Origin of the sequence: Pectobacterium brasiliense, assembly GCF_013449685.1 — a bacterium.
GTDB lineage: Bacteria > Pseudomonadota > Gammaproteobacteria > Enterobacterales > Enterobacteriaceae > Pectobacterium > Pectobacterium brasiliense_A.
Genome location: NZ_JACDSF010000048.1, coordinates 44862 through 64366 on the forward strand (window position 1 = coordinate 44862; position 19505 = coordinate 64366).

The window sequence follows — 19505 nt, forward strand, 5'->3', positions numbered from 1 at the left end:
GAAAATAGCGGAGAGATCATGTTAAAGGTTCTAGGACGCACGTCGTCAATCAACGTTCGGAAAGTGCTGTGGCTGTGTGATGAGTTGGCGATTCCCTTTGACCGCGAAGACTGGGGTGAGGGCTATCAGTCACCGCAGTCACCGGCATTTCTGGCGCTCAATCCTAATGCCATGATACCGGTGATTCAGGACGACGATTTCGTCATGTGGGAATCGAACGCGATTATACGCTACCTCGCCAACGCGAAGGACGGTGCCTGGCTCTACCCACAGGATCCGCGTAGTCGTGCTTTGGTCGATCAATGGATCGACTGGCAGGCCAACGAGCTCAATCCCTCATGGCGTTACGCCTTTATGTCGCTGGTGCGCCAATCCCCCGCACATCAGGATCCGGCGCTCTTAGCTGCATCCTGCAATCTTTGGTCCCGCACCATGGGCATTTTGAATCAGCAATTAGAGCGAACCGGCCACTACGTCGCAGGAAAAACGTTCACGCTGGCCGATATTCCCATCGGGCTATCGGTAAACCGCTGGTATGAAACGCCGCTGGAACACACAGACTATCCCGCCGTCCGCGCCTACTATGAGCGCTTAAGCGAACGCGCGGGCTACCTGACCTGGGGACGCAACGGCACGCCATAAGGCTACTCATAAAACGACGCTACGCTACCCGGCTCGATACCGCTCATCTCACAGGCCAGCGCCCCCGCGCGCTTAAGCGCATAGGTGTAGCGTTCATCAAACGGGTAGCAGCACGATAGCCGAAGCGCATGTTTACAGCGACCGCTCAGCGTGTAAAGTTCGCCGGGCGTGACGCAAATCCGCTCTTGCAGCAGGCGATGGAATAACTCAACGCCATCTACACCGCCCGGTAACTCCAGCCAGAAGACAAAACCGCCCTGCGGCTGCGTCGCCCGTGTCCCCTGTGGGAAATGTCGGGCAATCAATCCACGCGCTTCATCCATCTGCGCGGCATAGCGGCGACGCAGGGTGCGTAGATGGTGGTCGTAACCGCCGGACTCCAGAAACTGCGCCAGCGTTTCCGATAGCAGCGCCGATTCCGCCATTGACGAGACCGCTTTCAGCCGCGCCACTTTGGCACGGAAACGACCCGATGCCATCCAGCCGATGCGGAAATCGGGTGCCAGCGTTTTCGTGAAGCTGGAGCAGTAAATCACCCAGCCGTCGCGGTCGAAGGCTTTCACCGTCGGCGACAGCGGCCAGGTAAACTGAAGTTCGCTGTATAACCCATCCTCGATCAGCGGAACCTGATAGTCGTTCACCAGCTTTGCCAGCCGTTTTTTATCCGCCAGCGTCATGCTGCATCCGAGCGGATTCTGCGCGTTCGGCATGGCAATAATCGCCTGTAATCGCTGTTCTGACAGCAGCAGTTCCAGCGCATCCAACGCAAGACCACGCTGCGGATCGGTGGGAATTTCCACCGTTTTCAATCCCAGACTGGCAAGCAGAGGAAAGAGATAAAAATAGGTTGGCGTTTCCAGCCCCACACAGTCGCCCGGCTGCGTGACCGTGCGTAGCGCAAGCTGTAGCGCTTCCATACAGCCGTGGGTGATCGTGATGTCCTCGCGGGTCAATGTCATACCCAAATCCATCGCCCGCCGCGCCACTTCGCGCCGCAGCCGTTCACTGCCCGGCGGCAGCACATAGCGACCAATCAGGTCGGGCTGTCGCCGCAGCAAGGAAGCGGTAATACGGCTGATCTTTTCGGTCGGATAGAAATCGGCATGCTGCGGGCACGCCAGAGAAATGTTGATGTAATCTGGATGCGTCTGAGCAGCAAACACGGTATCAATCAGATCCAGTTGCTCACTGCCCGGCACAATCACCTGCGCACGGTGGGGCTTGCTCTCCGTCAGCGACGGCAGACGTCCTCGCACAAAGTAGCCGGACTGCGGCCGTGCTTCGATCAACCCGCGATCTTCGAGAATACGCCAGGCATTCAACACCGTATTCACACTCACCTGATGCGATCCGGCAACGCGGCGAATAGAAGGCAGGCGGCTCCCCGGCGCTAACGTCCCTTGATGAATCGCCGTGGCGAAGGTTTCCGCGAGCTGTTGATAGAGCGTACTTTCTTGTGAATCGATAATGGACACAGTTCCCCCGCCAGTCGATGAGTACAGTTAACGATTAATGCATTTTGTACCCATAACAATAATCGTTTTGTGTATCTGTAACCATTTCTTTTTTCTGCCTACCATAGTGTTCTCCCCCATCATCAGGATAACACCATGCTCGACCCTTCTTTTTTCAGCTACGTCACCGTCATGTCTATCACGCCGGGGCCCAATAATCTGCTGCTGGCAACTTCTGGCGTCAATTTTGGCCTGCGTCGTACGTTACCGATGATGATGGGCATTTCCGTTGGCTGCGGGATACAAACGGCGCTGATGGGCGTGGCCTTGGAACTTCTGCTGAACTGGATGAGCATGATTCGCCTCCCCCTTACCGTGCTGGGGTGCGTCTATCTGCTGTGGCTATCGTGGAAAATCGTGCGCTCATCGGCACCGGAATTACAGGGGCGAGTACAGCCGATGACCGTACTGCAAGGGACGCTATTTCAGGCGGTAAATCCGAAAGCCTGGCTGATGTCCAGTAACATCGCGCTGCTTTATGCCGCCAGCGGCGGCCTTTTCACCACAGTAGTCGCCTTTATGGCGCTCAATCTGCCCTGTATTTTAGTCTGGGCACTACTCGGCGATCGCATCGGTAAACATCTTCAGGAACCGTGGAAATTGAAAGCCTTCAACGGCATCATGGCGCTTTCTCTGGTGCTCACCACCTTCTGGATGCTGGTCGAAGCTATTAACCTCTCCGGCTAATCACACGGCGTCGGCGGGCTTCCCTCACCGCCGAGGCTCGCATTATTTCACCTGTTTCCGCAATAGATAAACAAAGTAAGGCGCACCGATAAACGTCGCGAGCAGCCCCGCCGGAATCTGCGCCGGAAAGAGAATCATCCGGCCAAACCAGTCTGCAATCACCATCAGCGCGCCGCCAATCAATGCAGAGCAGGCAATTTGCGGTAACACGCGGCTAAAGCCCAGCATCCGTGCCATATGGGGTGCCATTAACCCCACAAAGCTCATCGGCCCAACCATCAGCGTTGACATCGCGGTCAGTACCGATGCCAGGAGCAAAACCAGCAGACGAACCGGCGTAACGGCTATTCCGAGCGCTCTGGCTGTCGTGGTGCCCAGCGGCAGAATACGCAGCCAGCGCTGACACAGCGGGACAATCAACAATAGAAGAACGGCAATCACCGCCGTGCGTATCGCGTCCGTCGGTTCAACCGCATAGGTTGATCCCGACAGCCAGGTCAACACGGTTCCCATACGCGGATCGCCACTGGCCAGCAGCAGCGCAATGACGGTGGTGAACGCCATGCTCAGTGCAATCCCCGCCAGCAGCATACGCTGCGTGGAGAAACCACCGCGCCCGGCGATCATCACCATGACCAACAGCGTCAGCGCCGCGCCCGCACTACCGGCAGGAAGTAGCCACACGAACGCATTGCCGGGAATGAAGAACAGCAAAATAATGACGCCAAACGACGCGCCGGAGCTAATTCCCAGCACTTCCGGGCTTCCCATCGGGTTACCCGTCAGCTTCTGTATTAACGTTCCCGCGACCGCCAGCATCACTCCAGCAGTTAACGCCGCCAGCACCCGAGGCCAGCGCCATGAGAGCAACTGCGTTAACACATCACCGCCGCCCCACTGCCAGCCGTCGGCATCTTTCCCTAACATCAGCGCCGTAATCACCACCATTCCCAGCAGCGTGACGCCAAGTACCAGCCACGTTCCCCACAGGCGACGTTCAGCCGTCGGCGTACTGCTGCTGTCGACCATCGCAGGTTGACCGCTATTACGCAGGCGCGGCAACAGCCACAGTAGCAGCGGCGCACCAATCAGCGCCGTCGCAGCACCCGTTGGAACGTCAAGCCACACGCGGCTCAGCCAGATAACGCCCTGATCGGTAACGCCAAGCAGCAGCGCACCCAGCAGCGGCGCTAATAAGAGACGGTGAAGTAACCGCCGCGCGCCTAGCATTTTCGCCAGCAGCGGCGCAAACAGACCGATAAAACCGATGATGCCTGCTGCATTCACTAATTGCGCACACAGGAAAATCCCCAGCCCAAGCGCGCTCAGACGAGCCAGCGACAGCCCAAGCCCCAAGTTACGTGCGACGCCGTCATCCAGCCCCAGCAAGGTTAGTGGGCGAATCAACAGCAGCGCCAGACAGAAACACATCAGAAGACGTGGGAGAACAAACTGCACATTGCTCCAGTCCTGCTGGTTCAGCACGCCGCTGCTCCACAGGAACAGGCCTTGAAGCTGCTCATGATGGAAGAGCACCAGCAGTTGATTGACCGCGCTACAGTAGAAACTCAGCACCAGCCCCGCCAGTATCAGCGTCACCGGTGATAAACGCTTGCCCCAGGCGACGCCAAAAACCAACGCGCCAACCACCAGCGCGCCGATCATCGCCGCGGCCTGCTGGGTCCATACGCCGCCGGGCAACGCCCACAGCGTAACGACCGTGATCCCGAGTTGCGCCCCCGTAGCGATCCCCAGCGTTGACGGCTCAGCCAGCGGATTACGCAAGACCTGCTGGAACAGTACGCCACACAGCCCCAGCCCTGCGCCAATCAGCAGCGCCAGCACCATGCGTGGCAACAGACTGTAATGGAACAGAAGCTGTTGCATATTGTTCAAGGCGGGATGGGTCAGCCCTGCAACCCACTGTGATACCGGTAATTGCTGCTGCAAATTGTAGCTGCCCATGCCCAGCATCACGATCAGCAGCAAACCCATCACGACCACTGGCAGCACCAGCGGATGACCAACACGCGGGTGCGCGTGCGAGGAACCGACAGACAAAGGATTAGCCATGATTTCTCGCCTCCAGTGCCTGATTCAATACGCGGCAAAAGCGCATCGCCGAGAGCGTTCCGCCATACAGCCAGACGGCAGGCACGCGTTGCACACGCTGTTGACGCACAAACGGCATCGCCTGCCAGAGCGGGTTCTTATCAAGCTGCGCGATAATGGCGCTATCGCCATGCTCGAAGCAGAGCACATTGGCATCACCGATCTCCGCCAGACTCTCAATACCCACAATCGTACTGCCCCAGAAGCTGGTTTCACCACGCCAGGCATTTTCTATCCCGATATGATCCATCACTTCCTGAAAAAGACTGTTCTTGCCAATCACTAACACATGGCGACTGTCGACCAGCGTGATCAGCAACAGCGGCCGCTGGGTATAGGGTTGAAGCGTGATTTTTTCCTGCTGGAGAAACTGCGCCAGCTCCATCAGGTGCCGTTCACCAGCCGCCTTCATATTTAGCGCATCGGCCAGCTTCATGACCGAGGACTGTGCCGCCGTCAGCGGCTTCCCCTGTTCGCTGCTAAAGCCAAACCCCAGCATCGGAGAGATGCGGGACATTTTCGCGACCGAAGGGCCGTAGCCTTCAGAGTAAAGAATCATGGACGGGCGAATCTGCGTCAGCAACTCCAGATTTGGCTCGGTACGCAGCCCCACATCAATCACCGAGTCAGGCAGCGCAGGCTCTTTCACCCACAGGTTATAGTTATGCTTATCCGCGATCGCAAAGGGGGTAATGCCTAGCGCCAGAAGCAGCTCAACGGGCAACCATTCCAGCGCCACAATGCGGTTTACATCGGGGAATGTGGCAGTCGTTCCCCTGCTCGCCGCCGAATACACCAGCGGCGACAATAGCAGCGCCGTCAGCAAACGACGGCGTAGCGGATCGGGAGAGGATGGAGAAGAAAAACGTTCAGGCATCATGAGCAGAAAAACCGAGTTAACAAACGAAGCTGACCGGTGCGCCACCAGCCGGATGAGGCAGAATGCCCATGGGAATGCCGTAGATGCTTTCGAGCACATCCCCTTGCATCAGCGCGACAGGCTCACCCTGTGCAATCATCTTGCCACCGCGCAGTGCCACCAAGTGATCGCAGTAGCGGGCAGCCATATTGATATCATGCAACACCGCAATGACAGTGATGCCGCGCTCGCGGCTCATGCGCTGGATCAGCGCCAGCACCTCAACCTGATGGGCAATATCCAGTGCGGAGGTCGGTTCATCCAGTAACAGACAGCGGCTATCCTGCGCCACCGTCATCGCCAGCCAGGCTCGCTGCCGTTCACCGCCGGACAGGCTGTCCACCAGACGGTTGGCGAACGGTTTCAGCCCCACCAGCGTGATGGCTTCCTCGACCTTTTCCCGATCGGCGCTGCCGAAACGGCCTAATGCGCCGTGCCACGGGTAACGCCCTACGGCAACCAGCTCACGCACGGTCATCCCTTCGGCAGCGGGAAGCTGCTGCGGTAAATAAGCCACCTGACGGGCGAATAATTTGCTGTCCCAGCTTCCGGTAGCCTGTTCCCCCAGTAATGCGGTTCCGCTGCTGGCGGGCTGGTGACGGCCCAAAATTTTCAGCAAGGTCGATTTGCCCGAGCCGTTATGCCCAATCAGGCCGCACACTTTCCCGACAGGGAACGTGATAGAGAGCGGGTGTAGCAGCGTGCGTCCGGCGACGGAAAAGCTGACGTCGTCCAGTCTGAAGGTGGTATCAGGCAGTACAGTTTGATTTTGCATAGCGTGTTTGATTTTTAATGTCACTGAAGGACAGGAGTAAGCAGCGATCGCGACGCCCGTCACTATCGAATTCAGCCCGAAATGAACGGGCTAAAAGAGAACGATAATGATTACGATAAAGGCAGCATGATAGGCGCAACAGAATACCAATCGCAAGACTTTTACCTGTCAGCGCTGGAATGGCATGACAGGAAAAGTGGTATCAGGCGGGATGCGGTGCTCGTCTCAAAATAGCAGGCACAAAAAAAATACCTCCAAATTAATCCTGTCCCTTATACACAAGCCTAGAAGTATCGCGGTTTTTGCCGTGGTCAGGCGTAAAAAATTATGCTGAGGAGGTAGCTGGCTTCGGATGAGCCGCAGGACGCGGCGAAAGCTTGCGCCACGTCGGACAAAAACGTCAGAGACGTTTTTGAACAGCACTCGTGCTGGCCCGAAGGGCGAGCCCCATTTATAGGGCGAGTAAACGTGTCGCAAGCGGTCCGCTAAGCCAGATACCGACGAAGGTACCGCGTCAGCGGCATAATTTCCGCCGAAAGCCTGGGGTCACGGGGCGGCGGCGTTTGAGTCGCCTCGTGTCGGGCGCGTGCTACGCGGTAGCATAAAATAACCGTATTGTAAGCGCACGAAACCGTCTCTCAGGCTGCATAAGATATAGCTAAGAGACGGCAACCAGTTGAAGCAACGATAGATTATTGACCAAACATTTGTTTGATCCAGTCGGCGACGCCTTCTCCATCTTGCTGTCCCTGCTGTGCGGAAGGCTGCGGCTGGCTGGACTGACATAGCGCCTGCGGGTTATCCGTCCAGACCGGCAAGACACGCCCGGCGCTGCTGCCGTTACAGATAAAGTTACCGCTGGCATCCACCGTCATGGTCGTAATGCCTTCCGGCGGCGTCAGCATTAACGGCAGCGGCGTTTGGTTTTCCAGATAGCGACGATAAATCGTCAGCGCACCGTTCGCCCCGGTCAGCTTGGCCGGACCGTTGTTATCGCGCCCTACCCAGCTAATCGCCACTTCTTTACCGTCGATCCCCGCAAACCAGCTGTCACGCAGGTCATTGGTGGTACCGGTTTTCGCCGCCAGATGATAATTCGGGAATTTCACCGCCAGCGAGCGCGACGTACCGCGTTCGACAACCTGTTGCATGCCATACAGCGTCAGATAAGCCGCCTGCGCCGGCACCGCGCGTTCCGCCTGCGGGAAGCTCTGATACAACACCGTACCGTCTTCCGCAATCACCGAACGCAGTGAGGAAAGCGGTGCGCGGTTGCCGCCGCTGGCGATCGTCTGGTATTCCTGTGCCACTTCCATCGGTGTCAGGCTGATCGCCCCCAGCAGCATCGCCGGTACAGGCTGAATCACGTTTTCTGGGATCCCCAGACGCTTCAACGTTTCCGTAATCTGATTCAGCCCCACGGCCATACCCAGATTGACGGTCGGCACGTTCAGCGAGTTCGCCAGCGCATCGACCAGCATGACGCGGCCGCGGAACTCACGATCGTAGTTCTTCGGCTGCCACACCTGCCCGTTAGGCTGTTTGATTGACAGCGGTTCATCCGCCAGCAGGGTGTTCAGACGATAGGTGTCCGGCTGGCTCAGCGCGGTCAGGTAGGTTGGCGGCTTCGCCAGCGACCCGACAGGGCGACGCGCCTGTAGCGCACGGTTAAACCCGGCGTATTGCGTTTGGGCACCACCGACCATCGCGCGAATTTCACCGCTAAAACGATCGACAATCACCATCGCCGCTTCCAGATCGCTCACGTTACGCCCTGCGCGCAGTGCCGGAACCCCAACTTCCACCGCTTTTTCCGCCGCATCCTGCGAGACCGGATCGAGCGTGGTAAAGATCTTCACGCCTGAGAGATCGTTAACCTTGTCGCCAAGCCGCTGTTGCAGTTCCTGACGCACCAGTTGCATAAACGCCGGTTGCGGGCTGATGACGCCACCTTTCGGCTGTACGCCCAACGGACGCGCACTCAGCATGTTGTACAGATCGGCATCAATCACCTGCTGATTCTGCAACAGGCGCAGCACCAGATTACGTCGCTCTAACGTAATATCAGGGTTACGCCACGGGTTATACAGCGACGCCCCTTTCACCATCCCCACCAGCAGCGCCTGCTGATCGAGGCTCAGTTCATTCACTGGACGGCCAAAGTAATACAGGCTGGCAAGCGGGAAGCCGCGGATCTGATCGTTACCGCTCTGACCGAGATACACTTCGTTCAGATACAGCTCAAGGATACGATCCTTGCTGTAGCGATAATCCATGATCAGCGCCATATAGGCTTCGTTAGCTTTACGCCACAGCGAACGCTCGTTAGTCAGGAACAGGTTCTTAACCAGTTGCTGCGTCAGCGTACTGCCGCCCTGAACCGCGCGTCCCGCCGTGATGTTGGCTAAAAACGCACGGCCAATGGAGTACAGGCTAATACCATCATGTTCATAAAAGTGGCGATCTTCGGTCGCGACCAGCGTATCAACCAGCAGATCGGGGAAACCGGCACGCGGCACAAACAAACGCTGTTCGCCATTCGGCGACTGCATCATGGTGATCAGCTTCGGATCGAGGCGGAAAAAGCCGAAGTTACGCTGGTTGTCCAGATTCTGGATCTGCGACAGGCGATCGTTGGCAAACGTCAGACGTGCCTGAATCTGCCCTTCTTTCCCATCGGGGAAATCAAACGGACGGCGCAGCATATCGATGCTGTTACCACGCACGCTGAATTCACCCGGACGGGTAATGCGGCTCACCTGACGGTATTGCATACCTTCCAGCAGGCTGATCATCTCTTTCTGGCTGTAGGCCATGCCCGGCTCAAGGTTGACCATGCGGCCATAGACAGCGGCCGGCAACTGCCAGACTTTGCCTTCAATACGGCTACGGATCTGGCTATCGAGATACACACCATAGATAGCCATCGCCACGGCAAAGATCAGGAACAGCTTAATCGCCAGCCCCAGCCAGCGCCGTCTTCTCTGCGGTTTACGCGTCATAGTGTCATCGCCGTCGTAATCATCATCGTCGTCATAGTCGTCCTGATAATCGTCATAATCTTCATCATCATAGTCGTCATCCCTGCGACGTCGTATGGCCTGCTTGCGTTCAGGCTTACGTTTTGGCGCTCTCCCTTTGCGTCCGATAGGTTCGCGGTCATCCCGAGACATTACAATCACTTCTCCGTCAGGTTGTTCACGGCTATCCGCTCTGCGCTCAAGCCGCCTACTCTGTTTCCAGCCCCTTGTTTGGGAAAGCGGAAACGTCTGAAATTAGTGGTTCTGATATTTCTTGGTACGTCTCGTCGGAGCCGTATTCGCCGGATCGTCCGGCCAGACATGCTTGGGGTAACGCCCCTTCATTTCTTTTTGCACCTCGCGGTACGTACCTTGCCAGAATGCCGCTAAATCCCGCGTAATTTGTAGTGGTCGCTGTGCGGGTGATAAAAGTTCCAATACCAGCGCCACACGCCCTTCCGCCAGCAGCGGGCTCTGCTGCTCACCGAACATTTCCTGCATCCGCACCGACAGTACCGGAGGCTTATCGTCATAATAGGCGATAGGCAAGCGACTGCCGCCGGGTGCCGTGTAGTGCGTGGGCAGCGCGCTATCCAGCCGCTGGCGCAGCGACCAGTCCAACAGCCGCAGCAGCGCCTCGCTCAAATTGATCTGGTGCAGCGCCCGTAAATCACGCACGCCGACAAGTGACGGCTGTAGCCAGATGTCCAGCGTTGCCAGCAGCGTTTCATCATCCACTTGCGGCCAGTCAAGCTCCGGCAACCACTGGCGAGCACACTGTAGCCGGGCGCGTAGCTGCAACGCCGTGGCGTCCCAGTTTAATGCATCAATCCCCTGCTCCCGAATCCAGAATAACAGCGCCTGCTGCAGTGCTTCATCGGAAGGCTTGTTCAGCGGGCGTGTTCTCAGGATCAGGCAACCTATCTGGTCACGCTGGCTGGCGCGCAGAGTACCCTTTTCTTCGTCCCAGTGCACCACGTTATGTTCATTTATTAGTCCGGGTAGCCGCCGTTCCAGCCGCTCAATATCCAGCGGCAATGCCAGCAGGATCCGTGCCTCTGCGTTCTGATTGTTTTGTGCTGATCGATCGTTCTGTAAGAGCGCCGGAGCCAGCAACCACTCCGTACCCGACAGCGCCTCATCAGCCGACATCATCGCGCCGCTGCCGTTAGCAAGCTGGTAGCGTCCATCCTGACTGCGCCGCCGGGCGATGCGGTCGGGGAAAGCCTGTGCCAGCAGCCAGTCGGCTTCCCCGCCGTCAATGCGTCCCGAAGCCGTCGATAAACGGCGCGTCAGTTGCTTTGCCCGCCGCAGCCAGTGTGGCAATGGACGATGCAGCCAGTCAGCCAGATTGATCGACCCGCTACGCGGCGGTTCTTCGAGGATCGCCGCCAGACATCCGGCAGTTGCCAATGCATCTGAACCTTGCTGTGACGCGGCATACAGCATCGTCGCCAGTCGGGCATCGCAGCCTAACGCGGCGATCTTCCGTCCCTCGGCGGTCAGCCGATCCTGTTCATCGGTAATACCAAGCTGGCGTAGCAGCTGGCATGCGGCATAAAGCGCAGGAGCGGGTGGCGTATCCAGCCAGGTTAACTGCGCCACATCGGTACAACCCCACTGTAATAAATCCAGCCAGACGCTACTTAAATCACTGTTCAGTATTTCAGCTTCGCTTTGCGCCGCCGCGCGTTCTGCCTGTTCACGTGAGCACAGATGCCAGCACATACCGGGGCTTAAACGTCCGGCACGTCCGGCACGCTGCACCATCGACGCCTGACTGATTCGCTGCGTCACCAGTCGCGTGACGCCGCTTTTCACATCAAAGCTGGCGACACGCTCAAGGCCACTATCCATCACCAGCCGGATCCCTTCAATCGTCAGGCTGGTTTCAGCAATATTGGTGGCTAACACCACCTTACGACGACCCGGCTCCGCGGGCAGAATCGCCTTTTGCTGCTCCGCCAGCGTCAACGCACCATATAAAGGGCAGAGATCCGTCTCGCTCGATACGCTATTTTCCAGCAGCGCCTGCACACGGCGAATCTCCGCGACACCGGGCAAAAACAGCAGCAGCGAACCGTCTTCTTCACTGAGCAAACGCCGCACCTGCCGCGCAATGCCCTCTTCCAAACGCTCCTGATTATTCAGCGGCGCATAACACCGTTCAACCGGATAGCTACGACCTTCGGAAACCACGCAGACGGCTTCCGGCAGCAGCGCCGCCAGCCGCGCATTGTCGAGCGTCGCGGACATAATCAGCAGTTTTAAGTCTTCACGCAGCCCTTGCTGCACATCAAGCAGCAGCGCCAATGCCAAATCAGCCTGCACGCTACGCTCGTGAAATTCATCAAGGATAATCAGCGCCACGCCTTGCAGTTCCGCATCCTGTTGCAGCAAACGGGTTAACATCCCTTCGGTGACGACTTCCAGCTTCGTTGAGTCACTCACGCGGCTTTCCGACCGCATGCGATAACCTATCGTCTGCCCCGGTTCTTCACCGAGCTGCTGCGCCAGCCGCCAAGCCACGCTCTTCGCCGCCAGACGGCGCGGTTCCAGCATGATGATTCGCCCGTTCACATTGCCCTGTTGCAGCAATTGCAACGGCAGCCAGGTCGATTTCCCCGCCCCTGTTGGCGCATTAAGCAGCACCTGAGGCGCGGTATGTAGCGCCGTTATGACATCATCCAGCACAGCGCTGACGGGCGGTAAAATCACAGACATCTCCGTATAAAGTTAACTTTCAGCGGCGAGCATTGTAGCATCTGGATGAATGTAGCATCTGATGGAATCAGAACAGAGAGATCGCCATGTCAGCCACACGCCGCCTGTTTTTTGCCTTATCACTGCCGGAAACCACACAGCAAGAGATTCTCCGCTGGCGTGCCGAGCACTTCCTTCTGGAAGCCGGTCGTCCGGTCGCGGCGGCCAATCTTCATCTGACGCTGGCGTTTTTAGGCGATGTCAGCGAGCAAAAAGCGCAGGTTTTGCAAACGCTGGCGAGCCGCATCCGTCAGCCCGCCTTTTCCCTTACGCTGAATGACGCCGGACACTGGCCGCGCCCTGGCGTGGTCTGGCTGGGCTGCCGCCGTGCACCGCGCGGGCTGTTGCAGTTGGCGGAACTGCTGCGTTCTCAGGCGGCGCGCAACGGCTGCTATCAAACGGCATTGCCGTTTCACCCGCACATTACGCTACTGCGCGGCGCGACTCGCCCCGTTGCGATTCCCCCCGCCACCTTTAGCTGGCAGGTCGACATGACGCACTTTTCGCTTTACGAGTCACTTTTTGACAACGGCAAAACCCGCTATCAACAGTTGGAAAGCTGGCCATTTATTAAATAAGTGAGCAGGCGGATAAAACGAACAAAACAGGATACGCATGAACTATACCCCACGTTTACAACCTGCCCGGTTGATTAAACGTTACAAACGCTTTTTGGCCGATGTCGTGACCCCGGAAGGCGAGACGCTTACGCTGCACTGTGCCAATACCGGTGCGATGACGGGCTGTGCAACGCCCGGCGATACTGTCTGGTACTCCACATCGGATAACCCTAAGCGCAAATATGCTCAGAGCTGGGAACTGACTGAAACGCAACAAAATCACTGGGTTTGTGTCAATACTCTGCGTGCCAACACATTATTGTACGAAGCCTTATTGGAGAATCGCATAGAAGAGCTGGCAGGCTACCCGGACGTAAAAACGGAAGTAAAATACGGTACGGAAAATAGCCGAGTCGACCTGCTTTTACAGGCGCCGGACAGGATTGACTGCTATATTGAGGTGAAATCTGTCACATTATTGCAACATGAATGTGGTTACTTTCCCGATGCGGTGACACTCAGAGGGCAAAAGCATCTGCGTGAACTGCAACAAATGGTTGCCAATGGAAAACGCGCAGTCCTTTTTTTCGCCGTGCTCCATTCAGGTATTCAGCAGGTTTCTCCCGCCCGGCATATTGATCCACGCTATGCGGAATTATTTACAGAAGCACAACGGGCAGGGGTTGAAATTTTATGTTACGGCTCCACCTTATGCCCTGACGGTATTACATTGACGCATAAGCTACCGTTGTTGGGATGACGTACAAGCATTGCATAACACGCCGAACGTACCACTAAAGGCGTAACACATTGTTTATTATTTAATGTAAGCAGGTTGTTCCTCACACTTTATCAGGCCGGTGTCAGGAAGCATTGCCAACCCCATCTTCATCTGCTATTTATAGCGGCCTGTTTTTCCCCCCTTTGGGGGCCGATATACCCAGATAGCTGAAGTTATGGCCAACAACGCCGCAATTTCACTACATAAAAGGGTATTATGCGTGTCGTGTTATGTAGGAGAAGCAACATGCAAGAAGGGCAAAACCGTAAGACATCTTCTCTGAGCATTCTCGCAATTGCCGGAGTAGAGCCGTATCAGGAGAAGCCGGGCGAAGAGTATATGAACGACGCTCAACTGGCTCATTTCAAACGCATTCTTGAAGCATGGCGCAACCAACTCATGGATGAAGTGGATCGTACGGTATCGCACATGCGCGATGAAGCCGCTAACTTCCCCGATCCCGTGGATCGTGCAGCGCAGGAAGAAGAGTTCAGTCTCGAACTGCGTAACCGTGACCGTGAGCGCAAGCTGATCAAGAAAATCGCCAAAACCCTGGTGAAAATCGAAGAAGAGGATTTCGGATTCTGTGAATCCTGTGGCGTCGAGATTGGCATACGCCGTCTGGAAGCCCGTCCGACCGCCGATCTGTGTATCGACTGCAAAACGTTGGCAGAGATACGCGAAAAGCAAATGGCAGGCTAATTTTCCTGTCCAGAATCGGCTCCTGCCCGGCGCGGGGGCCGACTCCAGGAACACGACCGCTGATGAATGATGTTCATCACTCTATCTTTTGTCTGGATAAAGCGCTGACGAGATAGCATCAACCTCTTATGTCTGGAACAACTGGTTTCACCGAAACGCATCGTTACGTCGGGCGTTTTGCCCCCTCTCCTTCTGGTGACCTGCATTTTGGCTCACTGATCGCCGCACTCGGTAGCTATCTGCAAGCGCGTTCCCAACAAGGGCGCTGGCTGGTACGCATTGAAGACATCGACCCGCCACGGGAAATTCCCGGCGCAGCCTCTCGTATCCTTGCACAATTAGAACATTACGGCCTGTATTGGGACGGCGAGGTGATGTACCAATCACAGCGGCATGCGCGTTACCGCGAGATCCTTCAGCAGCTTCGACAGCAGGGAGTGAGCTACTACTGCACTTGTACGCGTAGCCGTATTCAGCAGCTAGGTGGACACTATGACGGTTATTGCCGGACGCGTAACCTGCCCTCCGATAACGCCGCACTACGCCTGCACCAGACAACGCCGGTATTTCACTTTCATGATAAATTGCGTGGTGAGCTGTATGCCGACACGGCACTCGCGCAGGAAGATTTTATTATCCACCGCCGCGATGGGCTGTTTGCCTATAATCTGGCCGTCGTGATCGACGATAACGATCAGGGTATTACGGAGATCGTGCGTGGCGCCGATCTGATCGAGCCGACAGTGCGACAAATTTCGCTCTATCAGCAATTGGGCTACGCGATCCCTACCTACGTTCATCTGCCGCTGGCGCTGAATACCGAGGGAAATAAGCTTTCCAAGCAGAATCATGCACCGGCACTACCGAATAGCGATCCGCGTCCCGTGCTGCTGGCTGCACTGCAGTTCTTGAACCAACCGCTGCCGGACAACGGTCAGGAGATGACACTTTCCGCACTTCTGGCCTGGTCTGTCGCGCACTGGTCCCTTGATGTTGTTCCGTTGCAGCCGGCAATAAACCCGTCCGCGATCACATCGGCATTCTCAAAGGGGCATTGGTGAGCTATGATTAGCCGCTATTTTTAGTGACGCACTCTCTTTGGCCGTCACATTTGCAGGCCGTCACTGGGTCGACGTCAAAAACGTTTCCCGGAAATTTTTTGCTGTGCCGTTGATTTATCCATCACTATCGAGGTGTATTATCTTTTCCCGAGTTGCTAATTTTTGTCGTAAGGTACTGAATCGTGAGAACGAAATGGTCGAATCAGAGGAACCGCGCCAGCGTCTGACGGTGATTCCGCGTGACCAGCATACTATTTCACGCAGCGATATCAGCGATAACGCGCTGAAAGTACTTTATCGCCTGAACAAAGCGGGCTACGAAGCTTATCTGGTTGGCGGCGGCGTACGCGACCTGCTGCTGGGCAAAAAGCCGAAAGATTTTGATATCACCACTAACGCCACCCCCGATCAGGTGCGCAAATTATTCCGCAACTGCCGTTTGGTCGGGCGTCGTTTCCGTCTCGCCCACATCATGTTCGGGCCAGAGGTGATTGAAGTTGCCACGTTCCGTGGTCACCACGAACAGCATCAGGAACAGCAAGAAGTCAAAAACTCCTCTCAGCAAGCCCAAAGCGGCATGCTGTTGCGCGACAATATTTTTGGTTCCGTTGAAGAAGACGCCCAGCGCCGCGATTTCTCGATCAACAGCCTCTACTACAGCATTTCTGATTTCAGTGTACGTGATTATACCGATGGCCTGAACGATCTGCGTCAGGGCGTCATCCGTATGATTGGCGATCCCGAAACACGCTACCGTGAAGACCCGGTGCGTATGTTGCGCGCTGTCCGTTTCGCCGCCAAGCTGAACATGACGGTCAGCCCGGAAACCGCTGAGCCGATTCCTCGTCTGGCCTCATTGCTGCACGATATTCCTGCGGCGCGCATGTTTGAAGAGTCGCTGAAGCTGCTTCAATCAGGCTATGGCTACCCAACCTATAAAATGCTGTGTGAATACCAGCTGTTCCAGCCGCTTTTCCCGCTGCTGAGCCGCTATTTCACACCAAATGGCGATTCCACATTGGAGCGCATGGTTGCACAGGTGCTGAAAAATACCGATCAGCGCCTGCAAAATGATATGCGAGTCAATCCAGCGTTTTTGTTTTCCGCCATGCTGTGGTATCCGCTGGTTGAACATGCACAAAAGCTGGCTCAGGAAAGCGGTCTGGCTTATTTCGATGCCTTCTCGCTGGCGATGAACGATATACTGGATGAACAGTGCCGTTCTCTGGCCATTCCTAAGCGCATTACATCTTTAGTTCGTGATATTTGGCAATTGCAAACGCGTCTGTCTCGTCGTCAGGGTAAACGTGCTTATAAGCTGATGGAACACCCTAAATTCCGCGCCGCGTATGACCTGCTTTGCCTGCGTGCCGAAATCGAAAACCATCAGGAGCTGCTGCGCCTGGCTCAGTGGTGGGGTGAATTCCAGGTTGCCGCACCGCCACGTCAGCAAAACATGCTGAAATCGCTGGATGACGGCCCGACACCACACCGTCGTTCCCGCCCTCGTCGACCGCGTAAACCGACAACGGCACACAGAGATCAAGCATGACAATCCGTGTGTATCTGGCGCTGGGCAGCAATCTTGCCCAGCCTTTGCAACAGGTGCGCACAGCATTGTCTGCGCTGGATGCGATTCCACACACTCGCGTCGTTTGCTGCTCCTCATTTTATCGTAGCCGTCCGCTTGGCCCGCAGGATCAACCAGACTACCTCAACGCCGTCGTTGAACTGGAAACCGCATTAGCGGCCGAATCGCTACTGGATCACACACAGGCTATCGAGTTGGAACAAGGTCGTGAACGCAAGGAACATCGCTGGGGTCCGCGCACGTTGGATCTGGACATTCTGCTGTTTGGCGATGCCATCATCCAGACTGAACGTCTGACCGTGCCACATTACGACATGAAGAATCGTGAATTCATGCTCTACCCGCTCGCAGAAATCGCCCCAGAACTGACATTCCCCGACGGCGAAACCCTCGCCCAACGGTTAACCCATGTCGACCGCAACGGTTTGACCTTATGGGATAATAAAGAACGGGATAATAAAGAGTGGGATAATACACAGCGGGATACTGAACCGTGTGATGACGATAAGCTGACCGGAACAGTCGACCACTAATCATCCCCCCCTATCTGTAACTTGAAGCGCGACGGGTATATCGCTACACGTCGGCTTACATTAGAATGTCCCCCTCAATTCTTCGCCCTATTGACATAGGAAGACCGTCATGAAACCGACGACTATCTCCCACTTGCGCCAATGGAAACAAGATCAGCGAAAATTCGCTACGATTACCGCTTACGACGCCAGCTTCTCTCGCTTGTTTTTCGAGCAAGGCATCCGCGTGATGCTGGTGGGTGACTCACTGGGAATGACCGTGCAGGGTCACGATTCCACATTGCCCGTGACCACACACGATATCGTTTACCACACGCAGTGTGTCCGCCGTGGCGCACCGCTGGCGCTGGTTCTCTCCGATATGCCTTTTATGACCTATGCCACGCCAGAACAAACGTTCAGCCAGGCCGCCGAGCTGATGCGCGCAGGTGCAAATATGGTGAAGCTGGAAGGCGGAAGCTGGCTTGCCCCGACGGTAAAAATGCTGACCGAACGTGCCGTGCCAGTTTGCGGCCATCTAGGTCTGACACCGCAGTCCGTTAATATCTTCGGCGGCTATAAAATTCAGGGCCGGAGCGAAAGCGATGCCAATCAGCTACTGGCCGATGCCCTTGCGCTTGAAGAAGCGGGTGCACAGTTGCTCGTGCTGGAATGCGTGCCTGTCGCGCTGGCAAAGCGCGTAACAGACGCCCTGTCGATTCCAGTGATCGGCATTGGCGCAGGCAACGTGACCGACGGACAGATTCTGGTCATGCATGATGCCTTCGGTATTACCGGCGACAGCACACCTAAATTTGCCAAGAATTTTCTGGCGCAAAGCGGTGGTGATATCCGCGCGGCAGTGCGTTTGTATGCACAAGAAGTCGAACAGGGTATTTACCCGGCCGAAGAACATTCGTTTCATTGAGACATTCATTTCATTGAGAAATGTCGTTTCATTAAAGAACGAGCATTCCATTAATCAGGCTATTTTTTTAGGAGTACGGGTGTGTTAATTATCGAAACCCCTCTGCTGCTGCGCCGCGAGGTTCGCCGCTGGCGTCAGGAAGGGAAACGCATTGCTTTAGTCCCCACCATGGGTAATTTGCATGACGGGCACATGACACTGGTCGATGAAGCCAGAGCACGTGCCGATATCGTTATTGTCAGCGTTTTTGTCAATCCTATGCAGTTTGAGCGGCCGGATGATTTAGCCCGCTACCCCCGGACGTTGCAGGAAGACTGCGAGAAATTGAATCGCCGCGGTGCCGATCTGGTTTTCGCACCGAGCCCGGATGTGATATACCCCAATGGGCTGGAGTCGCAAACGTTTGTCGATGTGCCCGGCCTGTCTTCCATGTTGGAAGGTGCCAGCCGTCCCGGTCATTTTCGGGGCGTTGCGACCATCGTAAGTAAGTTGTTCAATATGGTACAACCGGATGTCGCCTGCTTCGGTGAGAAAGATTACCAGCAGCTAGCGCTGATTCGGCAGCTTGTCCGCGATATGGGCTATGACATTAATATTATTGGTGTCCCTACCGTGCGTGCCAAAGACGGTTTGGCATTGAGTTCACGTAATGGCTATCTCAGTGCGGAAGAACGCCAGCAGGCACCGTATGTTCATCAGGTAATGATGGACATGGCGACACAGTTGGACAACGGCGATCGCCAGATAGACACCTTGCTGGAACAAGCGGCAGACAAGCTGCGTGAAGCGGGCTTTACGCCTGATGAACTGTTTATCCGCGATGCAGATACGCTGCAACCGCTGAGCGCGGCCAGCACGCGTGCAGTGATTTTGATGGCTGCCTGGTTAGGCAAGGCCAGATTGATTGATAACCACCAAGTCGATTTGACTGTATGAAC

The 19505-nt window shown here is 56.0% G+C and carries 16 protein-coding genes; 10 read left to right on the forward strand and 6 right to left on the reverse strand.

The window, feature by feature from the left end:
* Positions 1-18: 18 nt before the first annotated feature.
* Positions 19-642, forward strand: coding sequence for a glutathione S-transferase family protein (locus H0248_RS17675; protein ID WP_180786908.1), 624 nt, complete (start codon positions 19-21; stop codon positions 640-642).
* A gap of 2 nt (positions 643-644) precedes the next feature.
* Here the strand turns inward: H0248_RS17675 and H0248_RS17680 are convergent, their stop codons facing one another.
* Positions 645-2117, reverse strand: a complete 1473-nt coding sequence (locus H0248_RS17680) for an aminotransferase-like domain-containing protein (RefSeq protein WP_180786909.1) — start codon at positions 2115-2117, stop codon at positions 645-647.
* Positions 2118-2252: 135 nt separating this feature from the next.
* On the opposite strand from H0248_RS17680, the gene H0248_RS17685 reads away from it, so the two are divergent.
* Positions 2253-2843 carry a LysE family translocator gene (locus H0248_RS17685; RefSeq protein WP_180786910.1) on the forward strand — a complete coding sequence of 197 codons (591 nt, stop codon included), beginning with the start codon at positions 2253-2255 and terminating at the stop codon, positions 2841-2843.
* Positions 2844-2885: 42 nt separating this feature from the next.
* Here the strand turns inward: H0248_RS17685 and fhuB are convergent, their stop codons facing one another.
* The 5 genes from fhuB to hrpB all read right to left on the reverse strand — a co-directional run bounded on the left by fhuB (position 2886) and on the right by hrpB (position 12387).
* Complete coding sequence (gene fhuB, locus H0248_RS17690) at positions 2886-4838, reverse strand: Fe(3+)-hydroxamate ABC transporter permease FhuB (protein WP_374705280.1); 1953 nt, start codon at positions 4836-4838, stop codon at positions 2886-2888.
* Between the two features lie 70 nt (positions 4839-4908).
* Positions 4909-5835: a Fe(3+)-hydroxamate ABC transporter substrate-binding protein FhuD gene (gene fhuD / locus H0248_RS17695; RefSeq protein WP_180786912.1), complete on the reverse strand. Its 927-nt coding sequence runs from the start codon at positions 5833-5835 to the stop codon at positions 4909-4911.
* 16 nt (positions 5836-5851) lie between these two features.
* Positions 5852-6649: a Fe3+-hydroxamate ABC transporter ATP-binding protein FhuC gene (gene fhuC / locus H0248_RS17700; protein ID WP_180786913.1), complete on the reverse strand. Its 798-nt coding sequence runs from the start codon at positions 6647-6649 to the stop codon at positions 5852-5854.
* A 692-nt stretch (positions 6650-7341) separates the two neighbouring features.
* Positions 7342-9822 (reverse strand): bifunctional glycosyl transferase/transpeptidase, encoded by a 2481-nt coding sequence (gene mrcB / locus H0248_RS17705; protein ID WP_180786914.1) that lies wholly within the window; start codon positions 9820-9822, stop codon positions 7342-7344.
* 102 nt (positions 9823-9924) lie between these two features.
* Positions 9925-12387, reverse strand: a complete 2463-nt coding sequence (gene hrpB, locus H0248_RS17710; RefSeq protein ID WP_180786915.1) for an ATP-dependent helicase HrpB — start codon at positions 12385-12387, stop codon at positions 9925-9927.
* A 92-nt stretch (positions 12388-12479) separates the two neighbouring features.
* Here hrpB and thpR point away from each other — a divergent pair, with 92 nt between their 5' ends.
* The 8 genes from thpR to panC all read left to right on the forward strand — a co-directional run bounded on the left by thpR (position 12480) and on the right by panC (position 19503).
* Positions 12480-13010 carry an RNA 2',3'-cyclic phosphodiesterase gene (thpR, locus tag H0248_RS17715; RefSeq protein WP_180786916.1) on the forward strand — a complete coding sequence of 177 codons (531 nt, stop codon included), beginning with the start codon at positions 12480-12482 and terminating at the stop codon, positions 13008-13010.
* A 37-nt stretch (positions 13011-13047) separates the two neighbouring features.
* Positions 13048-13752, forward strand: a complete 705-nt coding sequence (sfsA, locus tag H0248_RS17720; RefSeq protein WP_180786917.1) for a DNA/RNA nuclease SfsA — start codon at positions 13048-13050, stop codon at positions 13750-13752.
* 267 nt (positions 13753-14019) lie between these two features.
* Positions 14020-14475: an RNA polymerase-binding protein DksA gene (gene dksA / locus H0248_RS17725; protein WP_010280759.1), complete on the forward strand. Its 456-nt coding sequence runs from the start codon at positions 14020-14022 to the stop codon at positions 14473-14475.
* 128 nt (positions 14476-14603) lie between these two features.
* A complete protein-coding gene (gene gluQRS / locus H0248_RS17730) occupies positions 14604-15536 on the forward strand; it encodes a tRNA glutamyl-Q(34) synthetase GluQRS (RefSeq protein ID WP_180786918.1) in 933 nt (310 codons plus the stop codon).
* Between the two features lie 139 nt (positions 15537-15675).
* Positions 15676-17088, forward strand: a complete 1413-nt coding sequence (gene pcnB, locus H0248_RS17735; RefSeq protein ID WP_205558376.1) for a polynucleotide adenylyltransferase PcnB — start codon at positions 15676-15678, stop codon at positions 17086-17088.
* The gene (gene folK / locus H0248_RS17740; protein WP_110164197.1) at positions 17085-17660 is read left to right on the forward strand and encodes a 2-amino-4-hydroxy-6-hydroxymethyldihydropteridine diphosphokinase; all 576 of its coding nucleotides are present in this window, start codon (positions 17085-17087) and stop codon (positions 17658-17660) included. The genes pcnB and folK overlap by 4 nt, the downstream gene beginning before the upstream one ends.
* 109 nt (positions 17661-17769) lie before the next feature.
* Positions 17770-18567 (forward strand): 3-methyl-2-oxobutanoate hydroxymethyltransferase, encoded by a 798-nt coding sequence (panB, locus tag H0248_RS17745; RefSeq protein WP_180786919.1) that lies wholly within the window; start codon positions 17770-17772, stop codon positions 18565-18567.
* Between the two features lie 81 nt (positions 18568-18648).
* Complete coding sequence (gene panC / locus H0248_RS17750; protein ID WP_180786920.1) at positions 18649-19503, forward strand: pantoate--beta-alanine ligase; 855 nt, start codon at positions 18649-18651, stop codon at positions 19501-19503.
* The last annotated feature ends 2 nt before the right edge of the window (positions 19504-19505 follow it).